Origin of the sequence: Pseudomonas cichorii (assembly GCF_018343775.1) — a bacterium.
Classification (GTDB): Bacteria; Pseudomonadota; Gammaproteobacteria; order Pseudomonadales; family Pseudomonadaceae; genus Aquipseudomonas; species Aquipseudomonas cichorii.
In genome coordinates, this window is record NZ_CP074349.1 from 3,921,036 (window position 1) to 3,944,095 (window position 23,060).

Genomic DNA, 23,060 nt, shown 5'->3' on the forward strand with positions numbered 1-23,060 from the left:
TATCCGCGAAGAAACCAGCGAACACTCAAATCCCGCTAAACCAGTTATACCCCTGATCTTCCCAATACCCGCCAGGATTCTCGTTGCTCACGAATATCTCGACGATATGTTTGGGGTTCTTGAAGCCCAGTTTGGTGGGCACTCGCACCCGCAACGGGTAGCCGTAATCAGGCGGCAAGGCGACTTCGCCAAAGTCCAGCGCCAGCAAGGTCTGTGGATGCAGGGCCGAGGGCATGTCCAGGCTTGAGTAATAACGGTCGGCGCACTTGAAGCCAACGAAACGCGCCGTGGTATCCGCACCGATGTATTCCAGAAAGGTCCTGAGCGGCACGCCACCCCACTGCCCGATGGCGCTCCAGCCTTCGATGCAGATAAGCCGTGTGATGTCGGTGCGTTGCGGCAGTTTGCGCAGGGCTTCCAGCGTCCATGGCTGCTTGTCTCGCACCAGCCCCGAAACCGCCAGCCGATAGTCGGACAGCTCCACTTCGGGCACGTTGTATTCCGGGTAGAACGCATTGAACGGAAACGGGTTGGTGATCTGCGCCTTGCTGTAGGTCGGTGCCAGCTTCTGGCCGCTGAACAGCCAGGCCTGAACCCGATCGTTCCAGCGCGACATGGCCCACAGCGCTCTGTCCACCTGATCGCCATCCTGCAGGTTGCAGCCGGTCAGCATCGACATGGCACCCACCGTCAGCCCGGCGCGCAGGAACGAACGGCGCTGGATATCCATCAGTTGCTTCTGTTGTGCAGGCTCAAGACGGATGCGCTGGGTGATGCGTTTACGAGGTTCATTCATGGCCGGGGTTTCCGTTTTCAGCCGGCAGACGCCCGCCAGTAATCATGGGCAACAAAGTACGCGGGACCAGCACGACCAGTGCCAGGTGAACGATAACGAATGCGCCGATGGCCGACATCGCGCCGAAATGCACCCAGCGGGCAGCGTCGTAGCCGCCCATCAGGCTGGCCAGTTCCTGAAACTGCACCGGTTTCCACATCGCCAGCCCGGACAGTACGATCAATACACCCATGGCCAGCACCAGCCAGTACATCAGGCGTTGCACGGCGTTGTAACGGCCTTTGATATGGGCCAGACGAAAGCGCAAGGCATCGGCAATATCGCGCTTCACCTCGGCGGAACGTACCGGCAGCAGGTCACGCTTGAAGTGGCGGCTGAACACGCCATACAGCACATAAACCAGCCCATTGATCACCAGCAGCCACATCACTGCAAAATGCCACGCAATCGAACCACCCAGCCAGCCGCCGAGGGTGAGTGATTTGGGAAAGGTAAAAGCCATCAGCGGCGCAGCGTTATAAATCGCCCAGCCGCTCATGAACATACAGACCATGCCCACGGCATTGACCCAATGGGTCAGGCGTACGGGCCAAGGGTGAATAGGACGGGTTTTCATGATTTTCTCTACCTGAAGCTGTAGGCGCGCATTCATTCGCGAAATGTGTCGCGAATGAATTCGCTCCCACGTATCAATCACATCGGTGGGGTGTACCCATCCTTGCCCACTGCAATCCCGCGTGCGGACTTGCCGTCATCGGCCGGGAACAGCACGATTTTCGCGCCCGCTTTCAACTCGCTGCGCTGGCCCGGCTCGACGTAGGCAATCGGCACATCTTCCGGCACCACCAACTGTTTCTCGCCGCCCTTGTAGAGCACGCTCAAGGTACGGCCATTGGCTTTGGACAGGGTGCCCACCGTGCCATTGGTCATGGTGCCGGTGCTGCCATCGGCGTTTTCCCAACCGTAGTGGCCTTCGCCGCTGCCTTTGAGGCTGGCTTCAAATACGGTGACTTCCAGCGCCTTGAGCGTACCGTCGGCCTGGGGAATAGCCGCCGAGCCGACGAAGCTTTCTGGCTTGATGGTGTCCAGGTCTGCCTTGGAAACCAGACGGATGCCGGTCTTTTCGGTCAGTTGAATGCTCTGGTGCTGGCCGGCACGGGTAGTGAAATTCAAGGTGTCGGCCTGAAGGCTCTCGACCGTGCCACGCATCGGTTTGACCACCGGCAGATCAGCGGCCTGGGTCATGACGGCGGCACTGAGCAACAGCAGGCCGAAGGTAGTGGAAAGCGCAGTCTTCATCGGTTATTCCCTGGCAGATTGAGTGGAGCGCCATCATTGCTCCGCTACCGGTACTGAAAAATGACCCGCCCATGACATTTTTGTCATTCTCGAAACCGGACCAGTCAATGACAAAAATGTCACCGACTCGCCGCTGGCAACTGGGTAGACTGCCGGCACCGGCGCGATTGATGGCGCCAGCCAGAGTGTAGCCAGCGTAACGATGCATATCCTGCTGATTGAAGACGACACCAAGACCGGCGAGTACCTGAAAAAGGGCCTCGGCGAATCCGGCTATCAGGTCGACTGGGCACAACACGGCGCCGACGGCCTGCACATGGCCCTGGAAAACCGTTACGACCTGATCGTGCTGGACGTGATGCTGCCCGGCATCGATGGCTGGCAGATCATCGAGGTGCTGCGCGCAAAACAGGATGTGCCGGTGCTGTTTCTCACGGCACGGGATCAATTGCAGGACCGGATTCGCGGCCTGGAGCTGGGTGCCGACGACTATCTGGTCAAGCCCTTCTCCTTCACCGAACTGCTGCTGCGCATCCGCACCATCCTGCGCCGGGGCGTGGTGCGTGAGGCCGATCACTTCCATCTGGCCGATCTGGAGCTGGACCTGCTGCGCCGCCGCGTCACCCGCCAGCAGCAGGTCATCGTCCTGACCAACAAGGAGTTCGCCCTGTTGCATCTGTTGTTGCGCCGCGAAGGCGATGTGCTGTCCAGGGCACAAATCGCCTCCGAAGTCTGGGACATGAATTTCGACAGCGACACCAATGTGGTGGATGTGGCCATCAAGCGCCTGCGCAGCAAGGTCGACCTGCCCTACCCGATCAAGCTCATCCATACCGTGCGCGGCATCGGTTACGTCTGCGAGGTACGGCCATGCACCCCGGACGCCAGCCATCCCTGACCCTGCGTTCGACCCTGGCCTTTGCGCTGGTGGCGATGTTCACCGTGGGCGGTGCGGGGCTGTATCTGTATGAGGCGATGAAACAGAGCGTCCTGCAGCGCAGCGACCATGCGGTGCTCGCCCGGCTGGATCACTTTCGCAAACTGCTGCGCTATGACCTGACCCTGGACAACCTCAAGGCCAGCCCGCAGTTGTTCGAGAACATGCTCGACAGCGAAGAGGACATTTTCATCATTGGCGAACCGGGCAAGCCGCCGGTGATTGCCGTGAACCCGCAACGCGCTCCGCTGCCGGAACTGCCAACGGCCGCTCAGGACCAGCCCCTGAGTACCAGCGACATGCGTAGCGGCATGAGCCTGCAAGGTGTGCCGCTGCGGGCGGCAGCGTCCCTGGCGATGTCCAACGGCGTGGAGTTGCGCTTGCAGGCCGCGCACCTGATGGTCAAGGAAATGGCCATGCTCGCCAGTTTCCGCGAACGCATCTATGCCGCCATGACGCTGACCTTTGTGCTGACGGCCTTGCTGGGGTACGTGCTGTTGCGACGCGGCTTGCGCCCGCTGCGGCAGATGGCAGCCCATGCAGCCGGTATCTCCCCGACCAGCCTGCATAACCGCCTCGATACCCGCAACACGCCGGTGGAGCTGCAACAACTGAGCGACGCCTTCAACGCCATGCTCGACCGGCTGGATGACGGCTATCAACGCCTGACGCAGTTTTCCGCCGATCTGGCCCACGAGATCCGCACCCCGGTGGGTTCGCTGATGGGGCATTGCCAGGTCGCATTGCGCCAGACTCGCAGCGTCGATGACTATCAAGCCTTGCTGGCCTCCAACCTTGAAGAGCTGGAGCGGATTTCACGGCTGGTGGAGAGCATTCTGTTCCTGGCTCGTGCCGACGAGGCCCAGGCGGTTCTGAAACGTCAGCCGCTGCAATTGCAGGACGAACTGCAACGAGTGACGGGCTATTTCGAAGGGCTTGCCGAAGAGCGGCAACTGGAGCTGCATGCCAGTGGCCAGGGCAAGCTGGACGCCGACCCGATCCTGCTGCGCCGGGCCTTGAGCAACCTGGTCGCCAACGCTATCCGCTATGCCGACGAAGGCAGCCAGGTTCTGATACGAGTCGTGTCCTTCAAGCATGAACAGCGGATCGAAGTGGAAAACCAGGGGCCCGTGCTGCCCGCTGCAACCCTGGACCGGCTGTTCGACCGTTTCTACCGTGGCGACTCATCGCGCCACGAAAGCTCCGATTCCAACGGCCTGGGGCTGGCCATCGTGGCGGCGATCATGCATTTGCATGGAGGTCGCGTCGAAGTCGCGCAGCCAAAGGCCGGGAGAATCTGCTTCAGCCTGGTATTTACCGGTTAAGCCTTCTTGTCGTGGGCAATGGTCAGCTTGTAGAACGTAGCCGCGCCCCCTTCAGTCGTGTACCCGGTGTTGTCCTGGGTATAGACCCCCGCCTTGAAGTAGAACAGCTTGGTGCTCCAGGTCGAGTCCAGGCTGGCGTTCCAGATATGGTCGTAGGCATTGACCGTGAGACTCCCGCCAGGCGTCAGGTGGATGCTGTAATCGAAGCGCTCATTGAGCGGAACACCCTGAGCAATCATGATGACTTCGATTTCTGCACCCGGGCTGCGTCGAAACTTGGCGACGATATTACCGGTCTGCAACTTCTCCTTGAACTGGTACTCGACCTTGAGCAACGGCTCGGTGCTGCCGTAACAGTGGATCTGGCCAATCACGATCTTGCCGCTGGAAGGCACCTGGTTGACGGTCAGCGAAGCCCGCAGAAAATTGTCCGCACTCGGGTAAGCCCAGTTGTGGGCTCGACCATCCGCCGTGGTCTCGCGCAACTCGGTACGCGGGTACTTGGCATTTTCCGTGGTAGAGCCGGTAACCGGTGCCCAGAAAAACAGGGTATTTCCTGAGCGGAAATAACCATCCTCATAGCCACCCATGAGTTTCGGGGTGTCGATGGTAGTGGCTGGTGTCCCGACAGGTACGGACAAATTCCAGGTGGCGAGGTCGATCATGGGGTTGCTCGCAAGGTGCGCAGTGGCACCGGCAGGATGGCTCTGGAACGGGCGTTCTGCGCCCGCTGGATTCGTCCTGACTATCGGCTGAAACGTTTATTTTTTAAACATCGACCCACGGCAAATTGGCGTCAAAAGAAAGTCACACAACCCCCAAAGCCATTACTTTGATGTCATTTGTACCGAAAGTTTGACAAGTGGGGTTTTTGCTCTAAGCGGCCATTTATTTGGAAATGATCACAAACGGATCGCGTCATTTTTTTGAATAGCCACCGCCAGAATGGCTGTTTTTTGCGAGAGTTTACCGACAGACGGTAGCAATTATTTTTAAAAATCCAGGCACTTTTCACACCACGGGCTGTCATGACGACCGTTCATCGCCTTTTGGACACAGCAAAAGCCCCCCGACCGCATAGCTTCCGGCGATACATTTCCTTGGGTTATACGGGCCCCTCGCGAATGAATCCGCTCCTGCTCAGACAGCACAAAGAACCGGTTCTGGCAGGCGAATGAACACGGTATAGGTCGCGCCCTCCATTTCCTCGAAGGCAATCAGCTTCTCGACCAGAAGCTCGCTGAGCACCTTGCCGGCATTGAGCAGGAGCATGCCGTTATCGGCGTTGAGGTTACGGGCCAGCACCATGCCCGCACTCAACTCACGAGGTTTCATGGCCTTGACCAGCGGATCGCCCAGGGTGATATCGGAGCGGTAGACCGCGCAGGCCTTGATGAACGCATCCAGCAGACCTGGGTCATACCAGCGCCCGCTGTACTGGCGAATAAACACCAGCGCTTCGTCGCTGTTCATGCGCCGCTGAAGGATCAGGCCATGCTGCAACTCGATGAAGTCCACCGCCAGCTTGAGCAGGCGCGAACCGAAGGGAATCGCCTCGCCCTTGAGCCGGTCCGCAAACCCCGTGCCGTCCCAGTGCTCCTGATGGTGCAGAATCAAGCGGGCTGCATCGCGCATGGGGTCCAGGGTCATGAGCAATGATTCGCTCTGCTTCGGATAATCCCGATAGCGCTCACGCTCGGTGTGGGATAACTGGTCGACAGGCGAAACGATCATGTTGTCGCTCCAGCCGAGCTTGCCGATATTGTGCAGCGCGGCCGCCATACACAGGTCGCGTCGGCTGGCTTCGTCCAGCCCGTGAACCTGGCAGTAGGTGCGCACCAGATCGATGATTTGCCGGTTGGTCTGCTTGTCCGCCGGCAGGCGCTGATTGACCAGCAACGAAAAAAGCTCGGTGCTAGTGGCATAGCTGTGCTTGAGTTCGTCGTAGGCCAGGTCGAGCATGTCGGCGGTCTGCTGCACCTCGGACGTACGCGCCAGCACGCGCTTCTCCAGGGTGGCATTGAGCAGTTGCAGCGCTTCGTTCTGGTCGTGGGTCAGTTGTTCGAGACGTTGCCGCTCACGCTCGGAATGCTGATGGGCCAGGGACTGACGCAAGGTCAGCAGCATGTCCTCGTCATTCCAGGGCTTGCTGATGTAGCGATGAATACCACCTTCGTTGATCGCCTTGACGATCATGTCCAGGTCCGCATAACCGGTCAGCAGCAGGCGCATGGTGCCGGGATACAGCACATGGATGCGGGCCAGCAACGTCGAGCCGTCCATGTGCGGCATGCGTGCGTCGCTCATCACCAGGTCGATGGGGTGTTGCGCCATGATGCTCAGGGCTTCTTCGCCACTGTTGGCGCAGTGAATGGTGTACCCCTGGGTTCGCAGCAGACGACGCAGGCTGCTGAGAATCAGCTCCTCGTCGTCGACCAGAAGCACGTTGGGCTTGAATGCACAGGCAGAAACAGACTTGTCGTCCATCGCGAGTACCTCGCTCAGCGGTAGTGGCACATTTGTTCTTGTGAAGTGCCAGATCATCATGCGCTTGCATCTTGCCTTGAGCATAGCGGGCTATTGAAAAATAGTGGCACTTTGCAATTATTTCCGATGAAAGCTCACCCGCAGCGCTATGCTCAAGTCAGTCAGGGACGCTTCCTGTCATCCACTCGACCGTTGCCGCAGGTGTGCCATGAAAATCCTGTCCAACCGACGCATTCTCCTGATCGATGCCACCCCCGCCACTCACGAAGACTTTCGCAAGGCGCTGGTGCCAGACAGCAGCGGCCAGGCGGATCTTTACCTGATCGAGGCGGCCCTGTTCGGCAATGACATGCCGATCATCACCCACCACTACCTGCTCGATTGTGTGTACGACGCGCCAGACGGCCTGCTCAGGGCGCAGCAGGCGCTGGATGACGACGAGCCCTACGCACTGGCCTTTGTCGACATGCATCTGGCGGAAGATGCGCGGGTCATCGAAAAGCTCTGGCAGATCGACCCGCGCCTGCAAGTGGTGATCTGTACCGCGCAGTCCGACTATTCGTGGGAAACCCTGATAGATCGCCTGCAAGGTCATGAGCGGCTGCTGACCCGCAAGAAACCCTTCAACGACATTGAAGTGCAGCAACTGGCCAATGTGCTCACCACCAAATGGGAAATGACCGAGCTGGCTTCGGTGCAGATGGACCGGCTCGAACAACTGGTGGAACAGCGCACCGAAGAACTGACCCGCACCAGTGAAGAACTGCAACATCAGATCGACGAGCGCAAACACCTGGAAAGCCAGCTGGTGCAATCGGAAAAACTGGCTTCGCTGGGGCAACTGGCGGCCGGCGTAGCCCATGAAATCAATAACCCCATCGGCTTCATCTCGTCCAACCTCGGCACGCTGGAAAACTATTTCGCCCAGGTAAAGGAAATGCTGCTGGCCTATCGGGAGGTCGAACAGAGCCTTGTGCAAGGTCCGGAACGGGATCGACTGGCCGAACTGCGCGAGCGCATAGAGCTGGATTACCTGATCGACGATATCCCGGTGCTGATCAGTGAGTCCAAGGAAGGCATCGACCGCGCCGGGAAGATCGTCAAGGACCTCAAGGCCTTCTCACGTGCCGACAGCAACGAGCAATGGCAGTGGGCCGACCTGCATCAGGGCATCGACTCGACGCTCAACATCGCCGCCAATGAAATCAAGTACAAGGCCGATGTGCTCAAGGAATACGGCGACCTGCCACAGATCGAGTGCCTGCCCTCGCAGATCAATCAGGTGGTGATGAATCTGGTGGTCAACGCAGCACAGGCCATCGGCAGCGAGCGCGGGCAGATCATCATTCGCAGCGGCCAGGAAGGTGACACTGTCTGGCTGGAGGTGGCCGACAACGGCTCGGGCATGGAGCCGCAGGTCATGCAGCGCATCTTCGACCCCTTCTTCACCACCAAACCCGTGGGCAAAGGCACCGGGCTTGGCCTGTCGCTTTCCTACGGCATCGTCAAAAAGCATGGCGGCAGCATAGGCGTTTCAAGCCAGGTGGGGAGCGGCACCACCTTCAAAGTGGTACTGCCGATTCATCAGGTCAAAACCGGCAATTGACGCACGGCGCCACGACCCTCGGGAAATTTACGGTTGACGGAAAGACTTTGTTACAGGATATTATTAGTTAGCAAGCTATTAATATCCTCACTAACAATATCGTCCCTAACTAAATCCCCGGTTCCCCATGTCACTCGATTCACTTCACAGGGCCATCAGCAGCAGTATGGTCGCCGCCTCCCGCCAATGGCGGCGCATCTGCCATGCCACGCTGTCCACCTATGGCATCTCGGAAGCCTGTGCAGGTCCGCTGCTGGCCATTGCGCGCCTGGGCGACGGCGTGCATCAGGTGAAAGTGGCCCAGGCCGCCGGTATGGAAAGCCCGACCCTGGTGCGTCTGCTGGATCAGCTGTGCGCATCCGGCATCGTCTGCCGCACCGAAGACCCCAACGACCGCCGCGCCAAGGCCTTGAGCCTGACCGAAGACGGCCGCAAGCTGGCCGGTGCGATCGAACAGGAACTGACTCGCCTGCGCGCCGATGTGCTCAAGGGCCTCGACGTTGCCGACCTCGAAGCCACCTTGCGCGTCTGCAAGGCCTTCGCCGATGCGGCTCACCCCGACAACGCAGGCCAGTCGTGAACGGCTTCTTCGCAGGATTTCCACCTGCCCGCGACTGGTTCTATGGCGTGCGCACCTTCGCCGCCGCCATGCTCGCGCTGTATATCGCGCTGCTCATGGAAATGCCACGGCCGTACTGGGCCATGGCGACGGTCTATATCGTGTCCAGCCCGTTCGTCGGCCCCACCAGTTCCAAGGCACTGTATCGCGCACTGGGAACACTCGCCGGTGCCGCCGCCTCGGTATTGCTGGTGCCGATTTTCGTGCAGACGCCTTTGCTGCTGGCGATTGTGATCGGCCTGTGGACCGGCACGCTGCTGTTTCTCTCCCTGCATCTGCGCACCGCCAACAGCTACGCGCTGATGCTGGCCGGCTACACCATGCCGCTGATTTCCCTGCCGGTGGTGGACAACCCGCAAGCGGTCTTCGAGATTGCCGTCTCGCGTACCGAAGAGATTTTCCTGGGCATCATCTGCGCCGCCGTGGTCGGTGCCATGTTCTGGCCTCGTCGCCTGAAACCGGTGTTCCAGGCCACGACTGAAAAATGGTTCAGCGATGCCAGCGCCTACAGCGAGCGCTTTCTGGGCCGCAGTGCCCAGGCCGAAGAAGTCGGCGCACTGCGCAACTCCATGGTCGGCAGCTTCAACTCGCTGGAGCTGATCATCAGCCAGTTGAGCCATGAGGGCACCCGCAAGCAGACCGTGCGCAATGCCATGGAACTGCGCGGGCGCATGATTCACCTGCTGCCGGTGATCGACGCCCTGGACGATGCGCTCTGGGCACTGGAGCGCCGCACGCCTGAGCTGCTGGCCAGCCTCTCGCCGTTGCTGGTGGAAACCCGCAACTGGCTGGGCAACACCGCCAACGGCCCGCAACGGGAACAATGGCAAGTGCTGCACCACGAGCTGGAACGTCTGCAACCCGACTCCGGGCAACTGGATGAGCGGGAACAACTGCTGCTTTCCAATGCGCTGTTCCGGCTGGGCGAATGGATCGACCTGTGGCTGGACTGCCGCACCTTGCAATACGCCATCGACACCGACGATCAAACGCCCTGGCGCGCCGTCTACCGGCACTGGCGTCTGGGCCGGCTTACGCCGTTTCTGGATCGAGGCCTGATGCTGTATTCGGTGGTTTCGACGGTGCTGGCAATTATCGTCGCCTCGATGTTGTGGATCCTGCTGGGCTGGAAAGACGGCGCCAGCGCCGTGGCCCTGGCAGCGGTGTCCTGCAGCTTCTTTGCCGCCATGGACGACCCGGCACCGCAAATCTACCGGTTCTTTTTCTGGACGCTGCTGTCGGTGGTGTTCGCCAGCCTGTACCTGTTCGTGGTGCTGCCCAACCTGCATGATTTCCCGATGCTGGTACTGGCCTTTGCCGTGCCGTTCATTTGTGTAGGTACGTTGACGGTGCAGCCGCGCTTCTTTCTCGGCACGCTGCTGACCATCGTCAACACCTCGTCCTTCATCAGCATCCAGAGCGCTTATGACGCCGACTTTCTGAACTTCCTCAACGCCAATCTGGCCGGGCCTGCCGGTCTGTTGTTCGCCTTTATCTGGACGCTGGTGTTCCGCCCGTTCGGCGTCGAATTGGCCCTCAAGCGCCTGATCCGTTTCAGTTGGCGCGACATCGTGAGCCTGAGCAAACCGGCCACGCTGGCCGAGCACCGGCACATGGGCGTGCAGATGCTCGACCGCCTGATGCAACAACTGCCGCGCCTGACCATCACGGCGCAGGATACGGGCATTGCCCTGCGCGAACTGCGGGTCGCCCTCAATATGCTCGATCTGCGGGCTTATACGCCGCGAGCCACACTCGTTGCCCAGAGCTTGCTGAATCAGGTGGTGGATGAAGTCGGCCGCTATTTCAAAGCCTGCATCAAGGCAGACGAACGCTTGCCAGCGCCCAAAGGCTTGCTGATGACCATGGACCGGGCGCGTCGCTCGCTCACCGCTCAATCGATGGGCCAGGACCCGGCGCGCACTCACCTGCTGCATGCCCTGAGCGGCCTGCGCCTGGCGCTGTTGCCGGGGGTCGAGATCGTCAGCGTTGCCGGGGAAACCACTGAACAACCGCCCTATGGCATCGATGGAGCGCCGTCATGATTGGTGATCTGGATATCAGCGGCATTTTCGTGCCCACCTTTCTGGCGATCATGGGCATCGCCTACCTGCTGTTTCTGGGGCTGCACGCCGTCTTGTCGCGCGCCCACTTCTACCGCCTGGTGTGGCACCGGGCTTTGTTCAACGTAGGTCTATACGCTTTGTTGCTCGGCGCCGTGGATACTCTCAGTCGATACCTGATGACATGAAAAAACCATTACTGACTTTGGGCCGTGTGGTCCTGACCCTGCTCGTTGTGCTGCTGGCTTCCGTCGTCGTCTGGCGCATGGTGATGTACTACATGTATGCGCCCTGGACCCGGGACGGCCATATCCGCGCCGATATCGTGCAGATCGCGCCGGACGTGTCCGGCCTGATCCAGAAAGTCGACGTGGGCGACAACCAGCAGGTCAGCAAGGGCCAGGTGTTGTTCACCATCGATCAGGACCGCTTCCAGCTGGCCTTGCGTCAGGCTCAGGCAACGGTTGCCGAACGCCAGGAAACCTGGGAACAGGCACGCCGGGAGAACAAGCGTAACAAGGGCCTGGGCAACCTAGTGGCCCGCGAACAACTGGAAGAGAGCCAGTCCCGTGAAGCCCGAGCCCTGTCGGCCCTCAATGAAGCAAAGGTGGCAGTAGATGCCGCACAGCTGAATCTGGATCGTTCAGTGATCCGCAGCCCAGTGGACGGCTACCTCAACGACCGTGCGCCGCGCACCCATGAGTTCGTGTCGGCAGGCCGCGCCGTGTTGTCGGTGGTAGATACGGCGTCCTTCCACATCGACGGCTACTTCGAGGAAACCAAGCTGGACGGCATTCATATCGGCCAGAGCGTGGACATCCGCGTGGTCGGCGACAACGCACGCCTGACCGGGCATGTGGTGAGCATCGTCGCCGGTATCGAAGACCGCGACCGTACCAGCGGCTCGAACCTGCTGCCCAACGTCAACCCGGCGTTCAGTTGGGTGCGTCTGGCGCAGCGCATTCCGGTGCGCATCGCCTTTGACGAGGTGCCTTCGGACTTCCGCATGATCGCCGGGCGTACCGCCACGGTATCGATCATCGACGACCGTCAGGGAGCGGCACAATGAAACACGCTACGCACATGGCCACGCTGGGGTTGGGTTTACTGTTGTCGGCCTGCCAGATGGTCGGGCCTGATTATGATCTGCCCAAGGACGGCGCGATCAATCGCCCGGACCTGCAAGGCGAACTGGCGGGCCAGTCGGTCAATACCGTTTCGGCACCGGTGCCGGAACACTGGTGGCGCTTGTATAAGGACCCGCGACTCGATGAACTGGTGCAACAGGCCATGGCCTCCAACACCGACCTGCGAATCGCCGCCGCCAACCTGCAACGCGCCCGCTATCAAACGGCCGAAGCCCAGGCCGCCGGTGGTTTTACCAACAGCGCAACAGTCGGTGTCCAGCGCTTGCAGGAATCGGGTGAAGCCTTTCTGCTGGCCGACAAGGTACCGGTCGCCAATGTCGGCGATGTGGGGCTGACCACGTCCTATCAGTTCGACCTGTTCGGGACCTTGCAACGCGGTATCGAAGCCGCCCAGGCCAATATCGATGCCAGCCAGGCCGCCGCCGATACGGCACGCATCACCCTGGTGGCCGATGTCGTGCGGGCCTACACGCAGATCTGCGCCGCCAATGAAGAACATGACATCGCTCAGGAGTCGCTGAACCTGCAACAACAGAGCGTGACCCTCAACCAGCGCCTGCGCGATGCAGGGCGCGGCGATGAAACCCAGGTCACCCGCTCACAGACGCAATTCAAATCCCTGCGCGCCGAGCTGCCACGCTACGAAGCCATGCGTCAGGCCGGGTTGTTCCGCCTGTCGATGCTGCTGGCCCGACCAGTGGAAAAACTGCCTGCCGGGGTCAGCACCTGCAATGAGCTGCCACATATTGCGCAAGTCATGCCGGTGGGCGACGGCGCAGCATTGCTCAAACGCCGCCCCGATGTGCGCCAGGCAGAGCGTCATCTGGCCATGGCCACCGCGCAGATCGGCGTCGCCACAGGCGAGCTGTACCCGGACATCAGCATCGGCGCGACCATCGGCAGCATCGGCATCCTCGAAAACCTCGGTAAACCGGCGGCCAATCGCTGGGGTTTTGGCCCGCTGCTGAACTGGACCGTCCCGTCCAATGGCTCACGCGCCCGCATCCATCAGGCCGAAGCCTCGACCCAGGCGGCACTGGCGCGCTTCGATGGCGTGGTCCTCAATGCCATTCGCGAAACCCAGACCGGCCTTGCGCAATACACCGCCCTGCTAGACCGCCGCGACGCCTTGAAAGATGCCGAACAATCGGCACAGGAAGCCGCCGACCAGACCCACCGCTTCTATAAAGCTGGCCGCGCCTCCTTCCTGGCCGACCTTCAGGCCACCCGCACCTACACCGACGTCCGCGCACAGTTGGCGGCGGCCAATACCCAGGTGGCCATGGGGCAGATTGATCTGTTTCTGGCGCTAGGTGGGGGTTGGCAATAGGATCGGGATCATGTGCAGGGCCGAACTCATTCGGGAAGACCTGACATACGGCCCTAATAGATGTCGTTTGAAGGCGTCTTCGCCAATGAACTCGTGCCCATCAAATCAAACGTGACCCGCGCCCCACTGCAAAACTTTGGCGCCAGGCAATATAAAACCCTCCTCTTTAATAACGGCTCGAAAACAGGGCAGCACGCATTGGCCTGCGGGTATCAGCGCCCTGTTTCAACCCACAGAAAATTTAACGACGCTTGGGCTTGCGAGCAGTTTTCAATAATGCTATTAAATAGCAGAGCCATCATATGGCCATCAATCTGAAAACTATAATCAAGGATGACCGCCATGCATGGCGTACTTCTCTTTCAGTAGATAACCATTCGGTTCTACGCCCCTTGTCGTCTGTCGAGAACACTGCCTTGCAGCGTCATCTGGCATGTTCTTCACGCCCCCTACCACACCGATAGAAAACCGACTGGATGTTATTCCGGTCTTCCCTTTGTTGTGCCTGTGCACTTATTGCACACAGACCAACAGAATTTTTACTGACTTCATCAACCTGAGGTAAACATCATGGGCTGGCCAGGCAAAGGTGTCGATTATTACGCTTACGTGGAAACCAACGACTTTACTACCCTCTTCCAGCAACCCACCGATTTGGGTGATAAAACGGCCTCCTATCAACTTGATACGCCGAACACGATGCAACATGGAAACCTTCAAATCTCGGAAAGCGATATCGGTATTCTCTCGCACACCGGACGCTATAAGTGGCAAATTTCAAAGAACCAGAAACCGATAGCGAACAGGTATGCAGATATTGCACCCTTTACCGGAAACCTTGGCGATACCACCATGGGCAACATGCTGCAGACCCCCTCTCTGTTCGGGCAGGGCTGGGCGATTTCCTATGGTTTTTACGACAGCGGAAGCGGAAGCGGCGGTCTCACCAACCAGGACCAGTCTTATGTATACGCCACAGGCGACATGTCAGGCTGGATGGGAGATCTCGCAAACAGCATGGGAGCGGCACTGAAAGAAAAACCGTTTTCCACCTTTGCATTGCCGGGTGCCCATGACGCCGGCATGTTTGACCCGACACTGATCACAAAACTGTTGGATGACGCAGAGTTCGTATCCACCATCGCAAGCATGCTTCCTCCTCCTATCGGCCCCATCGCTTTCATCGCCTCTCTGAGCAAACCCAATGCCTTGCGCGCAATCATCAACCTGGCGTTTACCCAGAAAGACAACATCACCGCACAACTCAACCTGGGGACCCGATACTTCGACTTCCGTCCGGGATATTGCTATCAGAACATTACGGACGGTATCTATCACCAGCACAACCTGATTCCAGGTTATTCGTATCAGAGCTTCCTGCAAGACATACTGAACTGGCTGGCTCAGCACCCGACGGAAATTGTCGTCATCAGCCCGAACTTCCAGGGGTTCGCACAAGACACAATGAAACCAGCACCCGATGTACTCGACGGGATGCTCAATACTGCACTGGCCAACACCAAGACACAGGGCAAGATCGTACCCGGCTACAAGGGGGACCTTGCCTCAAGTTATGCAACGCTGCTCTCGCAATCGAAACGCCTGATCCTGCTACCGCAGACCAAATCTGGCAATGACGCCACAAAGTACGACTCCTACAACGGCAGTTACACCACAACAGACGTCAACAACATTCTGACTGCACTCAATGGCATGAACGCCTCCGCTCAAGCCAAAAACGACTACACCGTACTGCAACTTCAAGGAACAGCCAGTGGAGTGGACGGGGCAGCCGGTCCCGCCATTGTGACCCTGAGCGATGCCTCTTCTCCGTTGATGTCAACCAAGCCGGGATTCGACTTCCATACCTATCCGTGGCTGGTCGAGAACGTCGCCAGCAATCTGAGCGCATCGGGACTTGTCGTCTTTCTCAACGACTTCTGTGACAACGCCCTGGCTTCCATTGCGAAACAGATCACACAGGTCAGAGCCAGCAAACTCTAGTTATCCGCTAATTCAAGCCTTTGTAACAAGCCTGACAATAACAGCCAACTCTCGCATGTAAGGGAAGTACCAGCATGGGCACAAAACACAACGCGACCCTTTTCATCACCAATGACACGGGCGGAAATGCCGACATTATTCTGTTCCATACAGACTCAAACGACCAAAGACAGTCTGGGCAATGGGCTGCACAGCCGGGACAAACTGTCGGCCCACTGGAGGTTACTTTTGAAACAGGTCTGGATGTCATTGATGTTCTGGATTACTGGTCCGTCATGGTCAACGTCAGGGATGGTGAATCGCCAGGCTACTACGCCAATACAGGCACAGCGGCAAACAATTACAAGAAGGAATGCCAACTGCAAAGCAAGGATGCAGGGCAAACCATTACCCTGTCTGTGAGCACCGCGAAGTTCAATATTGCATTGAAGTCAGGTGGGTGCAGTGATGGTATGAAAAAGCTGGCCCCCGCTGCCGCTACCCCCATCACCCACGTATTTGTCGTCATGCTGGAAAACCATTCGTTCGACAATATATTCGCCATGTCCGGGATTCCGGGCATAACGGCAGCCACGACCAATGACTCGAACACCTACAAGGAAGACGTCTATAACGTTCAGGCCAGCGCGCCCGTCAGCATGCCAAGCGATCCGGGGCACGAGTTCAATGATGTGTTAGAACAACTGACCGGGGGCTCCGACTGTGTCAAAGGTCAACCTTATCCCACCATCAACAATTCCGGGTTCGCTTCAAGCTACGCAACATCAACAACGGAATACCCGAAAAAAGCGCCATCGCCCGAAGACGTCATCGATGTCATGTCGTGCTTCGACACACGGACTCAACTGCCTGTCATCTATAACCTGGCGACCGAATTCGCTATATGCGATCACTGGCACTCTTCCATTCCGGGACCGACGTGGCCGAACCGCTTCTTCGTTCATGGCGCTTCTTCGGCCGGCTTCGACGACAGCCCGAAACAGGATCAGATGCTCACCTGGGAAACAACCGATGGATTTGTATACCCCAACGGGTCCATTTTCCAACGACTCAAAGATGCCAACATCCAATACAGGATCTACAACGACGCTCAGGTTCAGCCAAAAACCTATCTAAGCCTGTACAGCGATCAGCCTGAACGAGGAACACCACTGGGTGCGGTCCCACAGGTGGCCGCCCTTAAAGGCCTGTCAGTGTTTGATATTGAATCCCTTCAGCACTTTGCGGACGACCTGCAACAACCCTACCCGTTTTCCTACACGTTCATAGAGCCTCATTACGGGAGTGCCAGTACTGATTATGCAGGCGGCTCATCACAGCACCCGATGGATGACGTCTATGGTGGAGAGCACTTGCTGCAGGCCGTCTATGCCGCTATCCGCAACTCGCCTTACTGGAACACCAGTCTGTTGATCGTCACTTACGACGAACATGGCGGTCTCTATGACTCGGTCGCGCCGGGAACAATAACTGCGCCGGGTGATAAATTTCCCGCAGCCAACAACACCCATGGTTTCGACTTCACGACAGCAGGCGTTCGAGTGCCAGCCATAGTGGCATCTCCGCTGATTCCCAAAGGCACGGTGGACTCAACGCTTTACGACCATGCCTCGGTTCCTGCGCTGCTGGAGAAACTCTGGGGCCTGCCCCCCTTGACGCAGCGAGACGCCAATGCCAATACCCCTTTGCACCTGCTCTCGCTGGCCACGCCACGCGATACACCAAGCGCACTGGCCAACCCGAAGGCTCCCGTGAAAGAAACCAGGGCGACACCGGGCGCAACCGAGAACGCTGCAACTCTGGCCAACCCTGTTCCCGTTTCCGGAAATCTGGCGGGCACCCTGGCCATTCTTCGCAAAATGGATGCAGAGTTGTCAGCAGGCAAACCTGCCGGGCTGCTTCCCGAGCAAAACCTGGCTGCCGTCGGACTGCTTGCTGCCACAGGCCAGGTCGCCACCGTCAAGACACTGGGTAACGCAGAGCAATATGCCGAACAGGTTCTGGATAAAGTACATCACGCAAAAGTACTGAGAGGGCTCGCAGAAGCTGACAGAAGCTGATCAAAAAAGGCTGGCGCTTGCGTACAGTGTTACGCAAGCGCCAAAAGAAAATGGATTCTTCCTGACGCAGGGCATTAAGCTTTCTCCATATTCATTGCGAGAGCCCTCATGAACACCACCCTCAGCCGCCGCGAGCGGCTGCACAGCATCATTTTCCAGACCGACACACCCGCCGGGCGGCGTTTTGACAAGATTCTGCTGGTTGTCATTCTGCTCAGCCTGCTGGTGACCATGGTCGACAGCATTCAGGACATCCACCGCGACTACGCTGCCCTGCTCACCTATATCGAGTGGGGCTTTACGCTGGTTTTCGCCATCGAGTACATCCTGCGCCTCTACTGTTCGCCAAGGCCGCTGAAATACGCTTTCAGCTTCTATGGCCTGGTGGACCTGCTGGCCATCGTGCCGGGTGTATTGGCGATCTACTACAGCGATGCCCAATACCTGCTGATCGTGCGGATCATCCGCATGCTGCGTATCTTCCGGGTACTCAAGCTGAGTCCTTATCTGAAACAGGCCCACTATCTGGTGGAAGCCCTGCGTGGCAGCAAGCAGAAGATCATCGTGTTTCTGGTCAGCGTCTCGACTCTGGTCACCGTGTTCGGCACCCTGATGTACGTGATCGAAGGCCCGCAACATGGGTTCACCAGCATCCCCAAAGGCATTTACTGGGCTATCGTGACCCTGACCACCGTGGGCTTCGGCGATATCGTGCCCAAGACACCGCTGGGGCAAATGGTCTCGTCGGTAGTGATGATCATCGGTTACTCGATCATTGCCGTACCCACCGGTATATTCACCGCCGAACTGGCCAATGCCATGCGCGGTGAACAGTTGAAACACGACTGCCCGGTCTGCGTGAAAAAGCACCATGAGCATGGCGCCGCGTTCTGTTCGCGGTGCGGCAATGCGCTGTTTCCCAAGGCGCAAGAGCAGGCATAAGCAAATACGTTTTTAATCTTTATGAGGCCAATGCTCAGCGGCTATAGTCGCGGCATTACGCCATCAGCCTATAACAATGACTGTCAACTCAAGGAATCCGCAGTGAAAAAAATCTTCGCCGCCTCGCTACTGGCCGCAGGCCTGGCTTTTGCCAGTGCCGCACAGGCCGCCCCGACTCTGCTCAACGTCTCCTACGACGTGATGCGTGACTTCTACAAGGACTACAACAGCGCCTTCCAGAAGCACTGGAAAGCCGAGCACAAGGAAGACGTCACGGTGCAGATGTCCTTCGGTGGGTCGAGCAAGCAGGCGCGTTCCGTGATCGATGGCCTGCCGGCTGACGTCATCACCATGAACATGGCCACCGACATCAATGCCCTGGCCGACAATGGCGAACTGGTGCCGAAGAACTGGGTAACACGCCTGCCGAACAACAGCGCGCCCTTCACTTCTGCCACTGTGTTCATCGTGCGCAAAGGCAACCCGAAAGCGCTGAAAGACTGGCCGGACCTGATCAAGGATGGCGTCGAAGTCATCGTGCCGAACCCGAAAACCTCGGGCAACGGCCGCTACACCTACCTGTCGGCCTGGGGTTACACCCTGAAGAACGGCGGCGATGAAGCGGCTGCCCGCAAGTTCGTCGGCCAACTGTTCAAACACGTGCCGGTGCTGGATACCGGCGGTCGTGGCGCAACCACCACCTTCATGACCAACCAGATCGGCGACGTACTGGTGACCTTCGAGAACGAAGCGGAAATGATCGCCCGCGAGTTCGGCCGCGACCAGTTTGAAGTCGTTTACCCGAGCGTTTCCGCCGAAGCCGAGCCGCCTGTAAGCGTGGTCGACAAGGTCGTGGACAAGAAAGAGTCCCGCGCACTGGCCGAAGGCTACCTGAAATACCTGTGGTCCCCTGAAGCCCAGGAAATCGCCGCCAACAACTACCTGCGCCCACGCGACGCAACCGTGTTGGCCAAGTACAAGGATCGCTTCCCGAAAGTCGACTTCCTGTCCGTAGAGAAAACCTTCGGTGACTGGCGCACCGTGCAGAAGACCCACTTTGTTGACGGTGGCGTGTTCGATCAGATTTATTCGGGCAAGTAAGTAAATACAGGCCTCACCGGCGCTATCGCGCGGGTGGGGCCTTTTCATTCGTAACAAAACGCTTGCACACCCCAGACATAATCGCTATAAACATGCCACACAAGCACGCTCAGTACTTGAATATGGATATGATCATGTCGACACAGGGAAGGTGTTCAATACCCAAGTGTATTCACACTTAGACCTCCACTTACTTAAATGCATGCGCCTGAACATGACCGCATAACAGCGTGTCAATCTTTCGACGCGCGCCTATTAAAGACAGAACAAAAATAATACCTTTTTCAAAAAAGGGACACGGCTACGCCTGATTGAAAGCTTAAAACTTTAAAATCATCGCCAACACCAAAAGGATTTTCACATGTTCAAGAATACCTGCCTGGCTCTCTTTGCAACAGCCGTACTGGCCACGGGCAATGCCTATGCGGCCTGTGCCAACCTCAACATCAACAGCAGCGGCGCTGGCGTGACCGCCCAAAGTCAGGCCGTTGTCTATGGTCCCTACAACATTACATGTGCAGGACCGCAGAATTTCACATTCCAGGATTTGTCGGCGACAAACAGCAATAACACGATCAAACACATCTTCGAGAAACAGAACGGTTCTACCTGGACTGTCGTTTCCAGCAGCACCAGCACCGGAGCAGCCTCCGTCACCAAAAGCTTTTTCATCAGCACTAACGGCACTTACCGCTATCGGATAGAAAACGCCGGCACCTCGACTATCGCGAACTGGACAATGAGCGGCCGGATTACCCTGTTCACCATTCCGGGCACGTTCTAACCCCTCTCGCATTAAAGCCCTTTACATCGTTAACAAAAACAATACCTTTTTAAAAAAAGGAATAAGGCTACGCCTGCTTGAAAGCTTAAAACCTTAAATCATTGCCAACACCAAAAGGATTTACACATGCTCAAGAAGACTTTCCTGGCCCTCTTTGCGACTGCCGTATTGGCCACGACCAATGCCTATGCCGCCTGTATCAACCTCAACATCAACCGCAGCGGTTCCGATGTTTACCCTCAGGGTGAGACCGTTGTCTATGGTCCCTACACCACTTCATGCGCGGCAACACAGACCTTCAGGTTGCAGGACTTGTCGTCACGATTTGTCACCAACAATATCAAGCACATTTTCGAGAAACAGAACGGTGCCACCTGGACCGTCATTTCCAGCACCACTAGCTATGGTGGCGCATCGCTGAGCTTTTACGCCCCCACTCCAGGCACCTACCGCTACCGGATCGAAAACGTAGGCACCACGCCTATCGCGAACTGGACAGCGAGTGGCAGAATCTCCATCTAACTGAACAGTCTGGCAGTGAGTACGGTGTACTCCTGCCAGGCTTCATGATCGGTTTGAACATCCTTCTATAGCGAATTCATTCGCGAAAAATGTCTTCGCGGATAAATCCGCTCCTACCCCATCGCCCACCGCAAGCTTATGAAATGCCGAAAATATAGGACGTTTCTTACAGTCTTATCCCTTTCATGCGCATGAACTTTCCTAGAAAATCCTACCCCCTTGCATGGGTGTTTTTGGCTCTCTAGGCTGTGTCGGTCACTGCATATCAGTGATCGGGTTTAGCAGCCCTCAGGACATAAATCACCATGCAAAAGTACCGCTTATGGCGGCTTTGCGTGGGGCACCTTCGGGTGCGCCGGTTTTTGGTGATTTTTCCCCGGTCTGCTAACCCGCGACAAAGCCGCCACCCTCAATCGTTTAGCAGCGAGTGAAAGGTGGCCTAACCAGGAAAGAAATCATCATGAAAAAAGTAACCCCCGATCCACCAGGCAATACACTCGAAGAATCCCTACTACATGTCTCCGATCTGCTGCGTTGCGCAGCCGCTACCGCCTACGAATCCGGCGACAGCCTCAACGGCCCGAAACGCGACCTGGCCTTTTCCGTCGTACATTTGATCGGCATGGCCCGAACCGAACTCGACCGCTCGCTGGAACGGGTTGAGCCACGCTGACGCTACCGCAGTAGGAGATCACCCGCCGCCTTGGCACCGCGCTGTCGCGCAGCAAACAGAGGAAGGTGTAAGCGTGCTTGCCCTGGGCGGCACTCCGACGATCGAGTGCGAAGCGCTCACAAAATCTACGACTGCTACGCAGCCGATCAAGGGCAAGCGCGCCCCTACAGAAAAGCCTTTTAATTCATGATGTTGCATTTATGTTTGATGGGAGCGAATTTATTCGCGAGAGGCCCGTACATCCGAAGAAAATGTATCGCCTTCAATGACGTCTCGCGGATAAATCCGCTTACAGACTAATACCGATCGGTTAAATCTCTGGAAGAGTGGGAAGCTCCCAAAATGGGGTAGTCGGCGCTTACGTCCTTGCATATGCCGCGTGCGGATTTAGTTGCGCCGTGCTGAAGGCCTCAAAGTCACATTGTTAGCAAACTGGCCTTCAGGCGTTTGCTCCGATGGGTATAGGTGAGTGCTTTGCCATATTTATAGCTCTTTGTTCTAAGCCGCTACAGGCGAGTCGATTTTCCGTTGACTATGCTTGCAGCGGAATATCTACCTTGGTGATGATACGGAGAAACAGTCGCATGGATGCTACGGTCAATCAGCGTACTCCATTCACGTTGGCATTCCTGCCGAAGGTGTTCACTCCATTTGTTGCACGCTGGCGAACCTGTGCGCGCACGAGCGGCGTCTCCGTTCGTTCGCGATATATTTTTCTAAACCAGCGCCCCCTTGAGACTAAAAACTCCTGCCAGACTTTGCTGCTGTCTCGCACACTATATAAAAGGTAATCAGGATGATTTATGTACATACCCTCTAACCCAAAAGTTATACAAGCTGTCGCCGAAGACGGGTTTGTGCGGCGTTGGAGCTTTTGGCTGCCGCTTATTATAGCGACTCTTTTGGTTTATTTAAGCCCTGAGGAGCCTACATCTTTAGGCGATACCTTGAGATTATTGACATGGCTGCCAGTTGCTATTTTCCCTTCAATAGATGTTTGGGCCAGTAGATCTTTGTTTCCTGAAAGTACAAGGGTGCTTTTTTCCTTTTTTGCCTATGCATCGATTTACTATGCTTTCTTGGTTGCGGGCTGGGAAAAATACAAACAGACATTTATAGGGGAGCATGACTCTCCTAAAAGGCATCTCAAACCTTTGGTTGTCATGTTATATCTATTACCGCCACTATTGCTGTTCAGCGTGGCACTTCCCGCTGAAGAGAAATGTTTGAACCTGTGTATTTACGAATCAAGGACTCTACAACTTATCTATACATTCTTATTATCTTTTTGGTTGGGCTTTGGCCTAGCCTCACTGTATTGGTGGATAAGGAATTTCTCAAGAATTCATTTTTAAAATATAAGA

General features: G+C 57.2%; 21 protein-coding genes. 16 read left to right on the forward strand and 5 right to left on the reverse strand.

Annotation, left to right across the window (positions count from 1 at the left end; translation table 11 throughout):
• Positions 1-25: 25 nt before the first annotated feature.
• The 3 genes from KGD89_RS16290 to KGD89_RS16300 all read right to left on the reverse strand — a co-directional run bounded on the left by KGD89_RS16290 (position 26) and on the right by KGD89_RS16300 (position 2,095).
• Positions 26-796 (reverse strand): molybdopterin-dependent oxidoreductase, encoded by a 771-nt coding sequence (locus KGD89_RS16290; protein WP_025260834.1) that lies wholly within the window; start codon positions 794-796, stop codon positions 26-28.
• The gene (locus tag KGD89_RS16295) at positions 789-1,412 is read right to left on the reverse strand and encodes a cytochrome b/b6 domain-containing protein (protein WP_025260835.1); all 624 of its coding nucleotides are present in this window, start codon (positions 1,410-1,412) and stop codon (positions 789-791) included. The genes KGD89_RS16290 and KGD89_RS16295 overlap by 8 nt, the downstream gene beginning before the upstream one ends.
• Positions 1,413-1,489: 77 nt before the next feature.
• On the reverse strand, positions 1,490-2,095 hold the full coding sequence (locus KGD89_RS16300; protein WP_025260836.1) for a hypothetical protein: 606 nt from the start codon (positions 2,093-2,095) through the stop codon (positions 1,490-1,492).
• A gap of 202 nt (positions 2,096-2,297) precedes the next feature.
• Here KGD89_RS16300 and KGD89_RS16305 point away from each other — a divergent pair, with 202 nt between their 5' ends.
• Both KGD89_RS16305 and KGD89_RS16310 read left to right on the forward strand, forming a co-directional pair.
• Positions 2,298-2,993 (forward strand): heavy metal response regulator transcription factor, encoded by a 696-nt coding sequence (locus KGD89_RS16305; protein ID WP_025260837.1) that lies wholly within the window; start codon positions 2,298-2,300, stop codon positions 2,991-2,993.
• The gene (locus KGD89_RS16310) at positions 2,966-4,357 is read left to right on the forward strand and encodes a heavy metal sensor histidine kinase (protein ID WP_025260838.1); all 1,392 of its coding nucleotides are present in this window, start codon (positions 2,966-2,968) and stop codon (positions 4,355-4,357) included. Before KGD89_RS16305 ends, KGD89_RS16310 begins: the two co-directional genes overlap by 28 nt.
• Here KGD89_RS16310 and KGD89_RS16315 read toward each other — a convergent pair.
• Both KGD89_RS16315 and KGD89_RS16320 read right to left on the reverse strand, forming a co-directional pair.
• On the reverse strand, positions 4,354-5,022 hold the full coding sequence (locus KGD89_RS16315; protein WP_025260839.1) for a polysaccharide lyase family 7 protein: 669 nt from the start codon (positions 5,020-5,022) through the stop codon (positions 4,354-4,356). The genes KGD89_RS16310 and KGD89_RS16315 overlap by 4 nt on opposite strands.
• 475 nt (positions 5,023-5,497) lie before the next feature.
• A complete protein-coding gene (locus KGD89_RS16320) occupies positions 5,498-6,844 on the reverse strand; it encodes an HD domain-containing phosphohydrolase (protein WP_025260840.1) in 1,347 nt (448 codons plus the stop codon).
• Positions 6,845-7,052: 208 nt separating this feature from the next.
• On the opposite strand from KGD89_RS16320, the gene KGD89_RS16325 reads away from it, so the two are divergent.
• From KGD89_RS16325 to KGD89_RS16390, 14 genes are all read left to right on the forward strand, one after another.
• The gene (locus KGD89_RS16325; protein WP_025260841.1) at positions 7,053-8,450 is read left to right on the forward strand and encodes an ATP-binding protein; all 1,398 of its coding nucleotides are present in this window, start codon (positions 7,053-7,055) and stop codon (positions 8,448-8,450) included.
• A 127-nt stretch (positions 8,451-8,577) separates the two neighbouring features.
• Entirely contained in the window at positions 8,578-9,030 is a 453-nt protein-coding gene (locus KGD89_RS16330) for a MarR family winged helix-turn-helix transcriptional regulator (protein WP_025260842.1), read from the forward strand.
• Complete coding sequence (locus tag KGD89_RS16335; RefSeq protein ID WP_025260843.1) at positions 9,027-11,114, forward strand: FUSC family protein; 2,088 nt, start codon at positions 9,027-9,029, stop codon at positions 11,112-11,114. Before KGD89_RS16330 ends, KGD89_RS16335 begins: the two co-directional genes overlap by 4 nt.
• Entirely contained in the window at positions 11,111-11,320 is a 210-nt protein-coding gene (locus tag KGD89_RS16340; protein ID WP_025260844.1) for a DUF1656 domain-containing protein, read from the forward strand. Before KGD89_RS16335 ends, KGD89_RS16340 begins: the two co-directional genes overlap by 4 nt.
• Positions 11,317-12,201: an efflux RND transporter periplasmic adaptor subunit gene (locus KGD89_RS16345; protein ID WP_025260845.1), complete on the forward strand. Its 885-nt coding sequence runs from the start codon at positions 11,317-11,319 to the stop codon at positions 12,199-12,201. Before KGD89_RS16340 ends, KGD89_RS16345 begins: the two co-directional genes overlap by 4 nt.
• Complete coding sequence (locus tag KGD89_RS16350; RefSeq protein ID WP_038399935.1) at positions 12,198-13,610, forward strand: efflux transporter outer membrane subunit; 1,413 nt, start codon at positions 12,198-12,200, stop codon at positions 13,608-13,610. Before KGD89_RS16345 ends, KGD89_RS16350 begins: the two co-directional genes overlap by 4 nt.
• A gap of 570 nt (positions 13,611-14,180) precedes the next feature.
• Positions 14,181-15,614, forward strand: a complete 1,434-nt coding sequence (locus tag KGD89_RS16355) for a PI-PLC domain-containing protein (RefSeq protein ID WP_025260846.1) — start codon at positions 14,181-14,183, stop codon at positions 15,612-15,614.
• Positions 15,615-15,688: 74 nt separating this feature from the next.
• On the forward strand, positions 15,689-17,674 hold the full coding sequence (locus KGD89_RS16360; protein ID WP_201016814.1) for an alkaline phosphatase family protein: 1,986 nt from the start codon (positions 15,689-15,691) through the stop codon (positions 17,672-17,674).
• Positions 17,675-17,782: 108 nt separating this feature from the next.
• Entirely contained in the window at positions 17,783-18,616 is an 834-nt protein-coding gene (locus tag KGD89_RS16365) for an ion transporter (RefSeq protein WP_025260848.1), read from the forward strand.
• Positions 18,617-18,718: 102 nt separating this feature from the next.
• Entirely contained in the window at positions 18,719-19,717 is a 999-nt protein-coding gene (locus KGD89_RS16370) for a sulfate ABC transporter substrate-binding protein (protein WP_025260849.1), read from the forward strand.
• A gap of 361 nt (positions 19,718-20,078) precedes the next feature.
• Positions 20,079-20,501, forward strand: coding sequence for a hypothetical protein (locus KGD89_RS16375; protein WP_025260850.1), 423 nt, complete (start codon positions 20,079-20,081; stop codon positions 20,499-20,501).
• Positions 20,502-20,627: 126 nt separating this feature from the next.
• On the forward strand, positions 20,628-21,023 hold the full coding sequence (locus tag KGD89_RS16380) for a hypothetical protein (protein WP_025260851.1): 396 nt from the start codon (positions 20,628-20,630) through the stop codon (positions 21,021-21,023).
• A 460-nt stretch (positions 21,024-21,483) separates the two neighbouring features.
• Entirely contained in the window at positions 21,484-21,696 is a 213-nt protein-coding gene (locus tag KGD89_RS16385; protein WP_025260852.1) for a DUF6124 family protein, read from the forward strand.
• 803 nt (positions 21,697-22,499) lie between these two features.
• Positions 22,500-23,051 carry a hypothetical protein gene (locus tag KGD89_RS16390; RefSeq protein WP_143008701.1) on the forward strand — a complete coding sequence of 184 codons (552 nt, stop codon included), beginning with the start codon at positions 22,500-22,502 and terminating at the stop codon, positions 23,049-23,051.
• Positions 23,052-23,060: the final 9 nt, after the last annotated feature.

Coding starts and splice junctions, on each gene's coding strand:
- KGD89_RS16290 (WP_025260834.1), bottom strand. CDS start 796: ATGAATGAACCTCGTAAACGCATCACCCAGCGCATCCGTCTTGAGCCT.
- KGD89_RS16295 (WP_025260835.1), bottom strand. CDS start 1,412: ATGAAAACCCGTCCTATTCACCCTTGGCCCGTACGCCTGACCCATTGG.
- KGD89_RS16300 (WP_025260836.1), bottom strand. CDS start 2,095: ATGAAGACTGCGCTTTCCACTACCTTCGGCCTGCTGTTGCTCAGTGCC.
- KGD89_RS16305 (WP_025260837.1), top strand. CDS start 2,298: ATGCATATCCTGCTGATTGAAGACGACACCAAGACCGGCGAGTACCTG.
- KGD89_RS16310 (WP_025260838.1), top strand. CDS start 2,966: ATGCACCCCGGACGCCAGCCATCCCTGACCCTGCGTTCGACCCTGGCC.
- KGD89_RS16315 (WP_025260839.1), bottom strand. CDS start 5,022: ATGATCGACCTCGCCACCTGGAATTTGTCCGTACCTGTCGGGACACCA.
- KGD89_RS16320 (WP_025260840.1), bottom strand. CDS start 6,844: ATGGACGACAAGTCTGTTTCTGCCTGTGCATTCAAGCCCAACGTGCTT.
- KGD89_RS16325 (WP_025260841.1), top strand. CDS start 7,053: ATGAAAATCCTGTCCAACCGACGCATTCTCCTGATCGATGCCACCCCC.
- KGD89_RS16330 (WP_025260842.1), top strand. CDS start 8,578: ATGTCACTCGATTCACTTCACAGGGCCATCAGCAGCAGTATGGTCGCC.
- KGD89_RS16340 (WP_025260844.1), top strand. CDS start 11,111: ATGATTGGTGATCTGGATATCAGCGGCATTTTCGTGCCCACCTTTCTG.
- KGD89_RS16345 (WP_025260845.1), top strand. CDS start 11,317: ATGAAAAAACCATTACTGACTTTGGGCCGTGTGGTCCTGACCCTGCTC.
- KGD89_RS16350 (WP_038399935.1), top strand. CDS start 12,198: ATGAAACACGCTACGCACATGGCCACGCTGGGGTTGGGTTTACTGTTG.
- KGD89_RS16355 (WP_025260846.1), top strand. CDS start 14,181: ATGGGCTGGCCAGGCAAAGGTGTCGATTATTACGCTTACGTGGAAACC.
- KGD89_RS16360 (WP_201016814.1), top strand. CDS start 15,689: ATGGGCACAAAACACAACGCGACCCTTTTCATCACCAATGACACGGGC.
- KGD89_RS16365 (WP_025260848.1), top strand. CDS start 17,783: ATGAACACCACCCTCAGCCGCCGCGAGCGGCTGCACAGCATCATTTTC.
- KGD89_RS16375 (WP_025260850.1), top strand. CDS start 20,079: ATGTTCAAGAATACCTGCCTGGCTCTCTTTGCAACAGCCGTACTGGCC.
- KGD89_RS16380 (WP_025260851.1), top strand. CDS start 20,628: ATGCTCAAGAAGACTTTCCTGGCCCTCTTTGCGACTGCCGTATTGGCC.
- KGD89_RS16385 (WP_025260852.1), top strand. CDS start 21,484: ATGAAAAAAGTAACCCCCGATCCACCAGGCAATACACTCGAAGAATCC.
- KGD89_RS16390 (WP_143008701.1), top strand. CDS start 22,500: ATGTACATACCCTCTAACCCAAAAGTTATACAAGCTGTCGCCGAAGAC.